Origin of the sequence: Phaeobacter gallaeciensis DSM 26640, from assembly GCF_000511385.1 — a bacterium.
GTDB lineage: Bacteria > Pseudomonadota > Alphaproteobacteria > Rhodobacterales > Rhodobacteraceae > Phaeobacter > Phaeobacter gallaeciensis.
In genome coordinates, this window is record NC_023137.1 from 1,451,023 (window position 1) to 1,465,757 (window position 14,735).

The following is a 14,735-nucleotide window of genomic DNA, read 5'->3' on the forward strand; positions in this document are numbered from 1 at the left end:
CGAGGGAGAGCGGATCACATGGGTCGAGTGATGATATTTGTCTGGCTGAGCATTGCGGCGCTTGTCGTGGTGCTCGGCTTTATCCGGCTGGCGCCCAGCGACCCGCTGGACTGGAACACGCAGCCGGAATTTAGCGAGGACAAGACCTTTCGCGGCGGCGTGTTTCGGGTGGTTCGCAGCGGTGAGGACGGGCTGGAGCGGTTTCACGCGGTCGCCAGCAATGCCCCGCGCACCCGTGTTCTGGCTGGTTCGGTCGAGGACGAGATGGTCACCTATGTGACCCGCACCCGGTTTCTGGGATTTCCCGACTATACCACGGCGCGGCAGCATGGTGCCCTGCTGAAGGTCTATGCCCGGCTGCGTTTTGGTCGCTCCGACCTGGGCGCCAATAATGACCGTATCAACAGCTGGATCGCGCAGATGGAGCCGACGCCACAGTAGCTGCACTTCCTGCCGGACCAGATGATGCGCCGCACGCGAGGTCGGCAGGCTGGGGTCAGATCCGGGGCAGGGGGTCGGTCGGGACCGATAGATCTGGTGCCGGATCGGCCTCAGCCGCAAGACACCCCTTTTGCACCTCGCGCCACATCGGCACATTCAGCGACATCTGGCATTGTGCGGTGAACATGCGCCCATCGACCTGCAGGCAGATAAACTCCCCCAGCTCGATCCGGCTGCCGCTCTTGTCGGTGCAATAGCAATCAATCGTGCGTCCGTTCGGGGCTGTCACATCCGCTTGGACTGTCGTCGCGGTGGCATAGGACAGCAGCACAAGACCAAGAAGCCGCGTCAGCTGTCGGCCCAAGGACCCAAACCTGCGTTCCGGCAGAGCCGGGGCAATGGCGCGCTGCGGCATGCGGCCCGCTCCTGCGATATGAGGACTGGCATGTTGCATGGCCCTAGCATATCACAAGGGCAGCTTTCCGCCAAAGACAGATCAGAACGGACATTGCGCGCATGATCCCCGAAGACCGCCTTGAACAGATTTTGCAACGGTTCCAGTATCTTGAGGCCGCAATGGCCGAGGGCGTTGCCGGTGCGGACATCGCGGCTCTGGCCAAGGAATATTCCGACCTGCGACCGGTTGCGGAGCAGATCTCTGCGTATCGCCGTCTGATCGCGGATCTGGAGGAGGCCGAGCAGATGCTGGATGATCCCGATATGGCAGAGCTGGCCGAAGAGGAATTGCCGCAGCTGCGCGCCGCCGTGCCCGAGGCAGAACACGCGTTGCAACTGGCGCTGTTGCCCCGCGATGAGGCGGACGCCCGCCCGGCGATGCTGGAAATCCGCCCCGGTACCGGCGGCGATGAGGCGGCCCTTTTCGCAGGAGACCTCCTGCGCATGTATCAGCGCTACGCCGAGGCACGGGGATGGGGCTTTGAGATCATCGAGGAGCAGACAACCGAACTCGGCGGGCTGAAAGAAGTGGTGGCCCATGTGAAGGGCGAAAACGTCTTTGCCCGGCTGAAGTATGAATCCGGGGTTCACCGCGTGCAACGGGTGCCGGTGACCGAATCCGGTGGCCGCATTCACACCTCCGCCGCCACAGTGGCGGTGCTGCCGGAGGCTGAGGATGTGGACCTGCGTATTGATCCCGGCGATCTGCGGATCGACACCATGCGGGCCTCAGGGGCGGGCGGCCAGCACGTGAACACCACCGATTCCGCCGTGCGGATCACCCATATCCCGACCGGCATCATCGTGGTCAGCTCCGAGAAATCTCAGCACCGCAACCGGGAAATTGCCATGCAGGTGATGCGGACGCGGCTCTATGATCTGGAACGGCAGCGGATCGACAGTGAGCGCTCAGCTGATCGCGCCAGTCAGGTAGGCTCAGGTGATCGCTCAGAACGGATCCGTACCTATAATTTCCCACAAGGCCGCATGTCCGACCACCGCATCAACCTGACGCTCTACAAACTGGATCAGATCATGCAAGGCGATCTGGACGAGATTATAGACGCGCTGACGGCGGATGATCAGGCGCGGCTTCTGGCCGAGATGGGTCAATGAACGCGCCAGAGACAGCCGCTCAGGCGATGGCCGCAGCGGCTGCGCGACTGCGCGCAGCCGGCGTGCCTGACCCGGCGCGTGATGCGCGTGTCCTGCTTGCCCACGCCGCCCGGATTGAGGCCAGCCGTGTCACCTTGATTGCACCCGAAGATCTCGCGCCGGAGATTGCCGAACGGTATGAGCAGCTGATCGCTCTGCGCGCCATCCGTGTGCCGGTCTCGCATCTGATTGGTGAGCGCGAATTCTACGGGCGACGTTTCAAGGTCTCCGGCGATGTGCTGGATCCACGCCCGGAAACCGAATGCCTGATTGAGGCGGCACTGGCCGAACCCTTCTCGCGGGTTCTGGACCTGGGCCTTGGATCGGGCTGCATTCTGGTCACCCTGCTGGCAGAGCAGGCCGACGCAACCGGTGTCGGCGTTGACCTGAGCGAGGCCGCCTGTCTGCAGGCCAGCGCCAATGCGGTGCTGCACCGGGTTGAGCCGCGCGCCGAAATCCTGCAATCAGACTGGTTTTCCGCAGTGGACGGCCAGTTCGATCTGATCGTCTCCAACCCGCCCTATATCGCGCTGGATGAAATGTCCGATCTGTCGGACGAAGTGCGCACCCATGAGCCTGAGATGGCGCTCACCGATGGCGGCGACGGGCTTGGCGCCTATCGCATCCTTGCGGCGCAGCTTGGCGGGCATCTGGCGCCGCAGGGGCGGGTGTTTCTGGAAATTGGCCCCACGCAGGGCGCTGCGGTAAGCGATTTACTGTTTTCGGCAGGGCTAAAAGAGGTCCGTATCATTCAGGATCTTGACGGACGTGACCGGGTGGTTTGTGGTCGCGGCTGTGACGAAAACGCCTCCTAAACCCGTGAAAATCGCCCGAATTTGCAGTTTCGTAAGAAAAAGCACGGATAATAGCGCCTAACCCCTTGTCTGAACGGGCGTAACATGATTATTCAAAGAGGTCGCCTTCGGGCGAGGTCAAGAATACCTCCCGGCGACATCAAGCCCAAAATGGTCGATGATCCGGCGCAGAGGCGCGCCGATATGGGTCCACGACAAATACAATCAAGGCTGACGTTAGGCATATGAGATCGTCCAAATCACGTTCGCGTTCCAAGTCGAACCGGAATCGCCCTCAAGGCGCAAATGTTGTCAACCGCGTGTTCGACAGCTCCGGCCCGGAAGGTAAGGTTCGCGGAACGCCGCAACAGATCATCGATAAATACAATCAGCTGGCGCGCGATGCCCAGTTGAGCAATGATCGTGTTGCCACCGAGAATTTCCAACAGCACGCTGAACACTACCTGCGCATGCTGAACGAGGCCCAACGCGAAATTGATGCACGCCGTGAAGAGCAGGAGCGGCAGAACCGCGAGCGCCAGGCGGAGCGGGATCGCGAACGCGCAGAGCGGCTGGAGCGTCAGGAACGCGAGGCGGGCAATCGCAGCGATGACCCGGCAGCGGCCCCTCAGCCGGAAGTGATGGACCCGCGCGACAGCAACGGTGACAGCGGTCTGGTAGAAACCCCCGAGAGCCGCGATCAGGCTGCAGGCGAGGGCGACAGCAAGCCGCAAAAGCCGCAGACCCGCAAACCGCGCAGCCGCAAGCCCAAATCAGAGGGCGGCAAGCCGGACGCTGGCAAAGCGGCCGAGTCCAAAGGCGATGACACCGCCGCCACTGCCAGTTCGGAGAGCGCGCCGGCAGACGCAGGCGAGGCTGCCCCGGCCCCGGAGCGCAAACCCGCGCCGCGCCGCAAGCCCAAGCCGAAACCCTCAGCCGAGGATGCGCCTGAGGCCGCAGAATAACGCAGCGCGGAATACTGCATTGCAATAGACAGACAAAAAACCCCGGCCTGAAATCAGGCCGGGGTTTCTCTATCTGTGATGACCACTAGGCCTGCTTGCTGCGCGTCGGTATCGCAGCCAAACCAACCTATGGCGACTTAGTCCAGAGGCTTCAGGCTGCGGGCCAAGGCGCAGAAATCCTCCAACCCAACCTGTTCAGCGCGCTCGGTTGGCGGAATGCCAACGGCATTCAGGTGATCTTCAATATCGGGGCTCACGCTCTTGAGGCTGGCGCGCAGCATTTTGCGGCGCTGGTTGAAGGCAGCGGCGACCACCTTGTTCAGGGTGCCGGCGTCTGCCGGATAGCGCGGCGCCTCAAGCGCTTTCAGGTGTACCACTGCGCTATGGACCTTGGGCGGCGGGCTGAACGCCTCAGGCGGGAGCGACAGAACAATCCGCGCATCAGCGCGCCATTGCGCCAGCAATGCGAGACGCCCATAGGCCTTGCTGCCCGGCACGGCCACGATCCGCTCCGCGACCTCGCGCTGGAACATCAGGGTCAGGCTCTGCCAGAACGGCGGCCAGGCCTTGGGCGTTAGCCAGCGCACCAGCAACTCGGTGCCGACGTTGTAGGGCAGATTGGCGGCAATGCGGATCGGCGGCGTCAGATGGGTGAGGGGGTTCACCTCCAGCGCGTCGCCTTCGATCACCTGCAACCGTCCGGGATAGGCGTCGGAAATCTCCGCCAGCGCGGGGATGCAGCGGCTGTCCTTCTCCACCGCCAGGACGCGGCGCGCGCCCTCGGCCAGCAGACCACGGGTCAGACCGCCGGGGCCTGGGCCGATTTCCAGCACGTCACATTCGCTGAGATCACCCGCCTGCCGAGCGATTTTGGCGGTCAGGTTCAGATCCAGAAGAAAGTTCTGGCCCAGCGATTTGCGCGCCAGAAGCTGGTGAGTCTCGATCACCTCACGCAGGGGAGGAAGGGAGTCGATAGCGCTCATATCATCGTTACCTTGGGACGGGGCGCGAGGGTCGCGCCATAGTTTTCATGCCTCCGGCGGGGATATTTCCGGCCAGAAGAAGTTGCAAGGGCCAGCGTTCAGTTGCTGGGTCGTGCGCGGGGTCAGCTGCGCGCCATGGACTGCGCCAGCCGCAGCGCCTCAATCAGGCTGGAGGGGTTGGCGATGCCTTGACCGGCGATGTCGCAGGCGGTGCCGTGGTCCGGCGAGGTGCGGATAAAGGGCAAGCCCAGCGTGACATTGACGCCGCGATCGAAATCCAGCGTCTTGATCGGGATCAGCGCCTGATCATGATACATGCAGATCGCCGCGTCATAGCGGGCGCGGGCCGCCGCATGGAACATGGTGTCGGCGGGATGCGGCCCGGACAGCGTGTAGGCGCCGCCCTGCATATCGGCAATCAGCCCGCGCATCCAATCCAGCTCTTCATGGCCCATGGCGCCCTCTTCCCCTGCATGAGGGTTGAGACCCGCAATTGCAATTCGCGGGTGCGCCAGGCCAAACTGGTCGCGCAGCCCCTGGGCTGTGATCTCAATCGTGGCCCGCAGGCGCGCGGCGGTCAGCGCCTTTGGCACCTCTGAGAGGGGAATGTGAATGGTCGCAGGTACCACCCGCAGTGCCGGACTGGCCAGCATCATGACCACATTTTGCACATTGCCGAGATGGGCGAGGAATTCTGTATGACCGGGGAAGGGAAACTGTGCCCCATCCATCAGCGCTTTTTTGTGGATTGGCGCAGTGCAGAGCGCACTGGCCTCACCGGATTGCACCAGCGCGACACCGGTCTCGATGGCGCGGATGACACCGGCGGCATTATCGGGGTTGAGCTGTCCGGGCACGGCCGGGGCGGCAAAGTCGACCCGCAGCACCGGCATCGCGCTGGCGCTGACATCGGCGGCCTCAGCGGCATGATCGATTTCTTGCCAGTCTGTTCCCGTGGGCAGGTGCGCCGGATCCCCCAACCACAGGAAGGGGCAGGTGGCGCGCAACTCCTGCCAGGCTTTCACCGCCAGTTCCGGGCCAATGCCCGCCGGTTCCCCACAGCTGAGCGCGATGGGCAAGGGGCGGGCAGGCGTGCTCATTCGTCGCTGATCCGTGCGTCAGCTTTCAGCTGCTCCAGCAGGCTGTCGGCAAAGGCTCCCAGCCGCTGCTGGGTCAGCGCGTTGCCGACGCTTTCGCGGCTGGCGTCGGCATTCACCTCAGCGGTGCGACCACAGAGCATCAGCAGCATCAGGGTCTGGCCGTTGTTGCGGGTCAGCGCCAGCGAGGTCTCATTGGGGTCCAGCTTGGCCAGTTCAATGGCGATATCCTGCGGGATTTCCGCCGGGGCGAGCGTTTCGCGGTCCAGCACGGAGGGATCCTGATCCTTGGCCACGCCGTAGAGGTCGTCACAGGTGTCGATGGCGTTGATGACCTTGGTGCCAGCGGCCAGCGCCTCGGGGGTGCGGCCTCCGGGCAGGTAATAGGCTGCATATTCGATGGCGGCATAACTTGGCGCCGCGCCAGAGGTTTCGCGCAGATCACGCAACTGGAACAGCGCAACGGCCCCATCCAGCGGCAGCGGGGCCGTCACCTCGCCCGGACGCAGGCCCAGAACCACCTGTTGCAACTGCGGCGGCAGGTTTGTGAGCGGCATCCAGGGCAGGCGGCCGCCGCTCTGCCGGGTGGCCGTTGCGGAATATTGCTGCGCCGCCTGAGAGAAGGCGCCGGTGGTGGTGATCCGGCTCACCTGTTGGGCGATGTCCTCAACCTGGGCTGCGTTCTGCGCGTTGATCGGCATGATCAGCTCAGACAGCAGCACCTCAACCCCGCCAGAGCCGGACAGCCCCATGGCGCGGTCAATTTCTTCCTCGCTCGGACGGGCCTGCGCCAGATAGCGGGCGGCGATATATTCGCGCCATGCAATGCCAACGCGGGTGAAATCGCGCAGGGTTTCAGGTGCGACGCCGTTCTGACCCAGCACATTCAGGAATTCCTGCAGGCTGAGATTGGCGCGCCCGGCCAGCTCAGTCATGCCTTCGACGATCTCTTCTTCGGTCGGTTCAATCCCCGCCTGGGCCAGCACATCCAGCTTCAGCCGATCAAGGATCAGATCCTCGCGGGCCTTTTTCTGCGGATCGCCGGGATCGCGCAGCAGCGTCAGAAAGCGGGCGCGCTGCTCCAGCTCATAATTGGTGACCACGGCGTCGTTTACCGTCACAGCCGGGGCAAACAGCCCCTGCGCCACCGCAGGTGCGGGGCCAAACATGACCGCCGTTGCCAAGGCAATGGCTGCTGCGCTCTGGCTTAGGCGCTGAACGAAGGGGGCCGCATTATGGGGCCGGAAACTCAGGTGTTTTTGCATGATCGCCTGTACTTCTTGCTGCCGCTGTCCACGGAAAACCCGTTTAACGCGATGGTAAAGCCGAAATCCGTTGTCGGCTCAACACTTGTTGTCGATGTATAACGCCGGTTGACCGAAAGATCGACCGTCACGCATTCATTGGAATAGACCAGTCCCAGCCCGGCGCGGGTGGCACGGGCGTCTGAGATGTCGTAGCGCAAACTGGCACTGGCGGTCCAGCCGGGGGTGACCTCATAGGCGCCGTCAAACCAGAGTTCGGAGACCTCTTCGGAGCGGCCTTCGGCGGGATCGGTCCCCAGCCACATATAGGTGCCGGTCAGGCGGCTGCGGTCGGTCATCCAGTCGCCGCGCACCTCTGCCTTGGAGAAGTTGAGCGAGCCATTGAGCAGCCCGCGCGTGGTGATTGCCAGATCGTCATTCAGCTTCAGCTGCGCCGCCATCAACAGGTCAGAGGAGGTGCCGCCAAGGCCGGAGCTTTTGGTGAACCGGCCATCGTCGCTGTCGCGAAACACCTGACCGATGGTGGCAGAGGCCTGCCAGCCACTGGGGGAGAACCGCGCCCAGTTCAGCCCGTAGACCACGGTCACCCCGTCTTCGCGCGCATCCGTGGCTGGAAACCGCGACAGCTCCAGCAGGTTGCCGCGATCAAATTCGACAAAGTTGCTCTCGTCGTTGGGCACGGCTGTATCGCCGGTATCGGTCCAGCCGATTTGCAGGATCGGTTCCAGATATTGCGTCGCGCCGGATTGTTCACGCCGGGTCATCGGCAGGCGGAAGGTCAGCGCACTGCGTGGGCTGAAGCGCGAGGTCTTATTGGCGAACACGCTGTCATCATAAACCGCGAAGGCATCTGCCGCAGCCCCCAGCGACCATTCCGCGACCAACCCGCTGCCAAAGCGCCAGCTGCGCTGCCAGTCCACATCAAAGGTGGCGCGCCCAACATCGCGCCCACCGGGATCGGTCAGATTGCCCTTGATGTCGGATGTGCGGTTGTGGCCGTGGGTTTCCAACGACAGGCGCAGCTCGCCGCCGATCTGGGTCGGAAAGAACCGCTTCTCATAGTAGAGGTTGCCGATGGAGGAGGGGATCAGATCCTGATTTTCACTATCCCGCAAGGTCTTGTAGGAAATTGCGCTGGCCCGGAACAGGCTGTCACGCTGAACCTTGGACACCACCACCTCGGAGCGCAGCCGGTCCAGATCCTGCAGGCCATAGTCCACCAGATAGGCATCATCCGACACGGTCTTGAGGTCAAAGCGCAGTTTGAACTCATTGCGCAGATCAAATGTCCCCTCGGCAAAGACATAGCCGCGATCCTCGCCCCGGTACAGTTCATCGCGGGTATAGGCGCCGTTGATTTCGATCTCACCCCGCCGGAATGCCTGCCGGTACCGCATATCCAGCGTCCGCGTGCGCGACGAAAGATAGGGCGATAGTGTCAGGTCGCGATGTGGGCCGATGGTCAGGAAATATGGCACCTTCACCCCGGTGCCGAGGTTGGAGGTCGTACGGATAGACGGGATCAGAAATCCGTTGGCGCGCTCCAGCGTCGGATCCGGCAGGCGAATACCGGGAAAATAGAAGATCGGCGTATCCAGCACCCGCAGCTGCGCGTTCTCAAGATAGAGCTGGCGTTCCTGCTGATCGTGGGTGATCCGCTCGGCCCGGATCTGCCAGAGCGGCGGCCGCCCATCGTTGCAGACATGGCAGGAGGTAACAGCGGTTTTGTAGAGCTGGGTATAGCGACCGCCAACCCGTGTCATTTGCAGCGAGGCCAGTTGCAGCTGCTGCTGGAACACCATCCGCGCGCCGACAAGCAGACCATTGCGCAGGTCGCGGTCCAGCTCTGCGGCGTCGGCCAGAATGGTGATATCACCGCCTTCGTCGATGCGAATAGGGCCCTCGATCTGCAAGGCGCCTTGCGTCTGATCAAAGGTGATCTTTCGCGCGGTCAGCCTGATATCACCCTGAAACGCCTCAACATTGCCCTCGGCCACCAGGGTGCGCTCAGGGGTGATGAACAGCTGATCCGCCACCAGAATTGCAGGGGCGTTATCTGCTGGTGCGCTCACCGCGCCCAGCGGTGCGCTTTGGGCGCGGGCGCTCTCTGGCAGGGCAAACTGACCCAGCGCCAACCAAGGCAGAACCGTCGAAAGCAACAGGGCGCGGCGCATGTTATCCGTCCTCGGCATGTAAGAGTAACCCCATCGTCAGCAGGATCGCGGCCACCGGCGGTGCCCAGCCGGCCAGCGCCACAGGGATCTGACCATTCTCCCCCAGGATCTGCGCGAAATTGCGCAGGAAATAAAGCCCAAAGCCCAACAGCACCGCAGTCAGCACCGCCAGCCCCGTGCCACCAAACCGCGCATGGCGCATGGTGAAGGCTGCCCCGACCAACGCCATGGCGATCAGGAACAAAGGCCGCGCAAGTTCGACCTGCAACCAGACCTCATAGCGTTTGGTGGAAAACCCCGCCTCTGAGAGTTCGCGAATTGTGGCGGGCAGATCGTAAATTGAGATCCCCGTCGCGGTGCCCAGCGTGTCACGGATCCGTTCCGAGGTCAGCGTGGTCGACAGCCGCAAGACAGGGTGACGCTCGGCATTGGTCTCGGGGTTCACGCCGACAATCAGCGGCCAGACCTTGGCCTTGGTCAAAACCCAGTCACCGTCATCCAATGCAGCCTCTTCCGCCAGCGTCTGACGGATCGGGCGCCCTTCCGGTCCGTAGGACAGGATCGTCACATCATAAAGCGTGATATTCTCAGTATCGCCGCTATAGCCGGTGGCATGAATGACCGATTGTCCCTGCGCGCCACCCTGCCGCAGCCACAGCCCTTCACCAGTAAGCGACAGCGCCGCCGGGCCGCCGTTGCGATAGGTCTCCGCAAGGTCGCGGTAGCGGTTGGAGGTCGCCGCCACGATCGGGTTCAGCGTGCTCACGGCCAGCACACCAATGAGAGCCGCCAGCAACACCGGCGCGGCCAGCGCCCGGATGCCGGAGCGGCCAATGGCGCGGGTCACCACCAATTCGCTGCTGCGGGCCAGCCCGATGAACAGCACGATGGTCGTCAGGATCATGATCAGCGGCAGAAATTCACTCAGCGCGGCCGGCGTGTTCAGCAGGGTGAGGCCGAACAACTGGCCCAGCGACAGATCCTGCGCCTCAAACCGGCGGATTTGCTCGTTCAGGTCGATCAGCATCACAAGGGTTAACAAAACCCCGCAAATCACTGCAAACCATTGAAGAAACCGGCGCGCGTAATAGAAGTCGAGGGTCATGTCGCACGCTCCCTGCGGGTATGGCGGCTGCGAGCCAGAACTGGCCCCAGTGGCTTCGCTGCCAGTTGCAGGAAGACCAGCCCGACCAGCAGCCCGATCAGCGTTGGCAGGTAGATCAACGGCCAGAGATCCGCGTTCTGTAGCACCGGTTCCGACACCACGCCGCGAAGCCCCTCAATGAAGATCAGCAGGACAAAGGCCAGCAAGGCCTGCCGCCAGACCCCAAAGCGTGAAAACCCGCCCAGCATCAGCGCCGCAAACCCGATCATCACGACCGCAACACAGACCAGCGCACGCGCAAACCGAAGGTGCAGCTCCTCCGCCAACGCCCCCGCACTATAGGGACCATCGGCAATCAACTTGGCGCGGTCACGCAGCAATTCCAGGCTGGGAATGGCGCGAATATTGCGGGTTTTTTCTTCAGCTTTGTTGGCAAGGCTACTGATATCATAGGAAAAATCGGAGAATATGGTGGATGAAAGACGTTGAGTCTCAGCGTCGATGCGCTGCGACATACCATCAACCATCACCAGATGTGTTTTCTCACCGTCGCGCACCAGATAGGCCTTGCCGCCGGTGTAGGTGACGCTTTCAGCCGGGTTGCGGCGGTCCGACAGAAACACATCGTTGAGCGTGCCATCCGGATCAATCCGCCCGATGTAGAAGGTCACGCCCCGCGCCGGATGCAGGAAATCGCCCTCGCTCAACAACTTGGCGGTCACATTGCGGGCAACTTCGGATTCGCGTTGCTCCAGCGTGGCAATAGACGCCGGCAACAGTATATGGGTGAGGATCGACATCATCGCAGCCGTGATGAGGCCAAAGACCAGTGCAGGCTTGGCCATTTGCCAAGGACTGGTGCCGGTGGCACGCAAAACCGTCAGTTCGCTCTCGCTATTGAGCCGGTTGGTCACCCAGACCGAGGCGGCAAAGGCCGCAACCGGCAGCACCATACGCACCAGATTCGGCAAGGCGAGCGCGGTGAATTCAAGGAAAACCAGAGCCGACTGCCCATCACCGATCAACCGGTCAAACAGCACCACAGCGCGGTTGATCCAGAACACAGCCACCAGAATCAAGGCAAAGAACCCGAAAAACAGCAGGTATTGGGACAGCACATATCTGTCGTATCGTGACACGCGATCCCCCCAGATCCTACTGCCCTTGTTTTGAGGTGACCTTAGAGGATTTCATTGCCGGGGAAAACTGCATTCTGAACGCGCGCGACAGTCAGCCGGTGGCGGTCTGATACGCGGCGGCCTCCACGCCATCTGTGCCGAGGGCGGCGCTAAAATATATCTGACCCTAGTCATCTCCACGCAGGCAGGCTACCTGTTGGGGATTGAGGAATTGACCCCGCGAACTGACCCTGACAGGAGCCCCGAATATGCGTCCGCTGACCCCCACTCGTTTTGTCGAATTTGATCCCAAGACCCTCTCAGATATCGAGGGCCGCGTGGTGGTTCAGATCACCCCCGAAGGGACATTGGGGCAGGCTGCGCGCACGGCGAACCGGCTGACCAAAGGTGCGCTGGCGCGTCTGGTCGAGGCCAAGAGCTTTGAGAAGGCCAAATCCGGCGATGTGATCTCGCTGGCCTGGCCCGCAGGCATGAAGGCCGAGGCTCTGGACATCCTTGTGACCCCGCGCCGGATCAGTACCATCGAGGCGCGCAAAGCCGGCGCCAAACTGGCCGCCCGCAGCGGTGGCAAGCCGGTGACGGTGATGGCGGGCTCCATGCCGCGCGCCGCAGATCTGGCGCTTGGAATGGCACTGCGCGATTACCGTTTTGACGATCACAAAACCGCTGACAAGGACCCGTCCGAGGCCGAGGTGGTTATCGCCCATAAATCCCCCGCTGATATCGAGGCCAACTTCGGCCCGCTGGCAGCTGTGGCCGAGGGCGTGCATATGACCCGTGATCTGGTCAATGAGCCTGCGAACGTGCTGACCACCACCGAATTTGCCAATCGTCTGGCAGAGATGGAGAGCCTCGGCCTCACGGTTGAGGTGCTGGAAGAGGACCAACTGGAAGAGCTGGGTATGCGGACGCTGCTTTCGGTTGGGCAGGGCTCTGACAGCCCCTCCAAGGTGGTTGTGATGCAGTGGAATGGCGGCGACAACGATGCCGCCCCGCTGGCGCTGGTGGGCAAGGGCGTTGTCTTTGACACTGGCGGCATCTCGCTGAAGCCTGCGGCGGGCATGGAAGATATGACTATGGATATGGGCGGTGCTGGCGTCGTTGCGGGCACCATGCGCGCCTTGGCCCTGCGCAAGGCAAAGGCCAATGTTGTTGGGCTTGTCGGGCTGGTGGAAAACATGCCGTCGGGCAATGCGACCCGTCCCGGCGATGTCATCAAATCGATGAAGGGTGACACCGTCGAGGTGATCAACACCGATGCCGAGGGCCGCTTGGTGCTCTGCGATGTGATGTGGTACGCTCAGGAGCGCTTCAAACCTGCGGGCATGATCGATCTTGCCACTCTGACTGGCGCAATCATCATTGGCCTCGGGCATGAAAACGCCGGTGTGTTCTCCAATGATGACAACCTTTGCAATGCCTTCCTCAAGGCTGCCGAGGCAGAGGGCGAGGGCGCATGGCGGATGCCGCTGGGCAAGGCCTATGATGATCTGCTGAAATCGCGCATCGCGGATATGAAAAACATCGGTGGCCGCGCTGCGGGCTCTGTCACCGCAGCACAGTTCCTGCAACGCTTTGTCAAAGACGACACCCCATGGATCCATCTAGATATTGCCGGTGTGGCCTCCGTTAAAAGTGATACCGATTATGCGCCCAAAGGTGCCACCGGCTGGGGTGTCATGGCGCTCAGCCGCCTTGTGCAGAATATGTTCGAAGCAGAGTGAAACAGGCAGCGTGGGGCAGGCGGAGACGTAAACCATGGGTGCGGCCTATTTTTACCATCTGACCCGGCGGTCCCTTGAGGAGACGCTGCCGGTGCTGCTTGAGAAGGCGCTTGGCGCTGGCTGGCGCATTGTCGTGCGCGGCGTGGACCTGCCACGGATCACGCGGCTGGACGAGCGGCTGTGGCTGGGGGCGGAGGATCAGTTCCTCCCCCATGGTCTGGTCGGCGGCCCCCATGACGCGCTTCAGCCTGTCCTGCTCAGCCATGAGACCACGCCGGTGCCTGGTGCAAGCTGCCTGATGGCGGTGGATGGGGCCGAGGTCACGGCGGAGGAGGTCACTGCGTTGGAGCGTGTCTGCATCCTCTTTGATGGCACCAACCCGGACGCGGTCGCCCGCGCGCGGGTGCAGTGGAAATCCCTCACCGATGCGGGCTGTTCCGCGCAATATTGGTCCGAAGAAAGCGGGCGCTGGCAGAAAAAAGCCGAGAAAACGGCGGGCGCCGACTAGGGTCAGGACCCATCAATCCTGCACCTCTGGTTCGACTGATTTTGTCTCTGACAAGGAACATGTCCGCAGGAATAGTGGTTCTATTTCAAGGAGATGTGACACGGCTCAGAGGCAAAATCAGCCAAATCCCCGGACGTGCGAACCACTGCAAAGCAGTGGCTTTGAACGCTTGGAATTGACACCGCCAGTCCCGGCGCGCTCAAAACCACTGCATTTTTTGCCGTTCGCGCGCCAGTGATGCAGGATTGATGGGTCCTGACCCTAAAGCGCAGGTCTGCACCTGCTCAGCGGGTCAGGATCAGTGACCCGTTGCGGATCTCGATACTGGACCAGCGTTGCAGATAATCCATCCCTAGAAGGGACTGGTCCATCTGCCCCTCATTGACCGAGAGGGTAATATTGCGGTCTGTGATGTCGCCTAGCGACATGCTCTCGACTTTGGCCAAGGCAGTGCGCACCTCGCCATTGGCGGTGCGTGCGCGTCCCAGATAGGCCAGATCATCAGGGTTCAGGCCAACCCGCCGGGCGTCTTCTTCGTTCAGCACCACGGCGCTGGCGCCGGTATCGACCAGAAACTGCACCGGCACGTCGTTCACATCCACGGTCAGGTAATAATGCCCATCGCGGGCGCGGGGCACATCCACGCGCCCCTCATCACGCATCACCACCTGCTGTGGCTGAACGGTGCTGCGGATATCCTCCCAAAGCCCGTAGCCCGCAATCACCCCAAGAAAGATGAACGCCCAGATTGCCAGCTGCTGCACGGTCTTGCCCAGCCCATGTCGGTTTTGCACGAACACCCAGGAGCCAACGGCCACCAGCAGCAGCAGCAGATAAATCAGCCGTGGGGTGTCGATCGCGTCCAATGTCTGTCTCCTAGGGAATATCTGTGCTCCCCTTCAATATGGGGAGCGTTCGGTCACTTGCGA

At 62.2% G+C, this 14,735-nt stretch carries 14 protein-coding genes; 6 read left to right on the forward strand and 8 right to left on the reverse strand.

Features of this window, described 5'->3' with window-relative positions; all coding sequences use genetic code 11:
• Positions 1-18 precede the first annotated feature (18 nt).
• Complete coding sequence (locus GAL_RS07005; RefSeq protein WP_024096888.1) at positions 19-441, forward strand: DUF1499 domain-containing protein; 423 nt, start codon at positions 19-21, stop codon at positions 439-441.
• Positions 442-496: 55 nt separating this feature from the next.
• Here GAL_RS07005 and GAL_RS07010 read toward each other — a convergent pair whose 3' ends face one another.
• Positions 497-856: a hypothetical protein gene (locus GAL_RS07010; protein ID WP_024096889.1), complete on the reverse strand. Its 360-nt coding sequence runs from the start codon at positions 854-856 to the stop codon at positions 497-499.
• 101 nt (positions 857-957) lie between these two features.
• Between GAL_RS07010 and prfA the strand changes: the two genes are divergently transcribed.
• The 3 genes from prfA to GAL_RS07025 all read left to right on the forward strand — a co-directional run bounded on the left by prfA (position 958) and on the right by GAL_RS07025 (position 3,811).
• Entirely contained in the window at positions 958-2,013 is a 1,056-nt protein-coding gene (gene prfA, locus GAL_RS07015; protein ID WP_024096890.1) for a peptide chain release factor 1, read from the forward strand.
• Complete coding sequence (prmC, locus tag GAL_RS07020; protein WP_024096891.1) at positions 2,010-2,867, forward strand: peptide chain release factor N(5)-glutamine methyltransferase; 858 nt, start codon at positions 2,010-2,012, stop codon at positions 2,865-2,867. Before prfA ends, prmC begins: the two co-directional genes overlap by 4 nt.
• A 224-nt stretch (positions 2,868-3,091) precedes the next feature.
• Positions 3,092-3,811: a DUF4167 domain-containing protein gene (locus GAL_RS07025; RefSeq protein ID WP_024096892.1), complete on the forward strand. Its 720-nt coding sequence runs from the start codon at positions 3,092-3,094 to the stop codon at positions 3,809-3,811.
• Between the two features lie 137 nt (positions 3,812-3,948).
• Here GAL_RS07025 and rsmA read toward each other — a convergent pair whose 3' ends face one another.
• The 6 genes from rsmA to lptF form a co-directional block, all read right to left on the reverse strand.
• The gene (gene rsmA / locus GAL_RS07030) at positions 3,949-4,794 is read right to left on the reverse strand and encodes a 16S rRNA (adenine(1518)-N(6)/adenine(1519)-N(6))-dimethyltransferase RsmA (protein ID WP_024096893.1); all 846 of its coding nucleotides are present in this window, start codon (positions 4,792-4,794) and stop codon (positions 3,949-3,951) included.
• A 122-nt stretch (positions 4,795-4,916) separates the two neighbouring features.
• A complete protein-coding gene (pdxA, locus tag GAL_RS07035; RefSeq protein WP_024096894.1) occupies positions 4,917-5,894 on the reverse strand; it encodes a 4-hydroxythreonine-4-phosphate dehydrogenase PdxA in 978 nt (325 codons plus the stop codon).
• Positions 5,891-7,156 (reverse strand): peptidylprolyl isomerase, encoded by a 1,266-nt coding sequence (locus GAL_RS07040; RefSeq protein ID WP_024096895.1) that lies wholly within the window; start codon positions 7,154-7,156, stop codon positions 5,891-5,893. The genes pdxA and GAL_RS07040 overlap by 4 nt, the downstream gene beginning before the upstream one ends.
• On the reverse strand, positions 7,141-9,330 hold the full coding sequence (locus tag GAL_RS07045; protein WP_024096896.1) for an LPS-assembly protein LptD: 2,190 nt from the start codon (positions 9,328-9,330) through the stop codon (positions 7,141-7,143). Before GAL_RS07045 ends, GAL_RS07040 begins: the two co-directional genes overlap by 16 nt.
• 1 nt (position 9,331) lies before the next feature.
• Positions 9,332-10,435 (reverse strand): LPS export ABC transporter permease LptG, encoded by a 1,104-nt coding sequence (gene lptG, locus GAL_RS07050; RefSeq protein ID WP_024096897.1) that lies wholly within the window; start codon positions 10,433-10,435, stop codon positions 9,332-9,334.
• Entirely contained in the window at positions 10,432-11,574 is a 1,143-nt protein-coding gene (gene lptF, locus GAL_RS07055; protein ID WP_024096898.1) for an LPS export ABC transporter permease LptF, read from the reverse strand. Before lptF ends, lptG begins: the two co-directional genes overlap by 4 nt.
• A gap of 248 nt (positions 11,575-11,822) precedes the next feature.
• Between lptF and GAL_RS07060 the strand changes: the two genes are divergently transcribed.
• Together GAL_RS07060 and GAL_RS07065 are read left to right on the forward strand one after the other, a co-directional pair.
• A complete protein-coding gene (locus tag GAL_RS07060) occupies positions 11,823-13,298 on the forward strand; it encodes a leucyl aminopeptidase (protein WP_024096899.1) in 1,476 nt (491 codons plus the stop codon).
• 34 nt (positions 13,299-13,332) lie between these two features.
• Complete coding sequence (locus GAL_RS07065; RefSeq protein ID WP_024096900.1) at positions 13,333-13,806, forward strand: DNA polymerase III subunit chi; 474 nt, start codon at positions 13,333-13,335, stop codon at positions 13,804-13,806.
• Between the two features lie 284 nt (positions 13,807-14,090).
• On the opposite strand, the gene GAL_RS07070 is transcribed toward GAL_RS07065, so the two are convergent.
• The gene (locus GAL_RS07070) at positions 14,091-14,672 is read right to left on the reverse strand and encodes a retropepsin-like aspartic protease family protein (protein ID WP_024096901.1); all 582 of its coding nucleotides are present in this window, start codon (positions 14,670-14,672) and stop codon (positions 14,091-14,093) included.
• Positions 14,673-14,735: the final 63 nt, after the last annotated feature.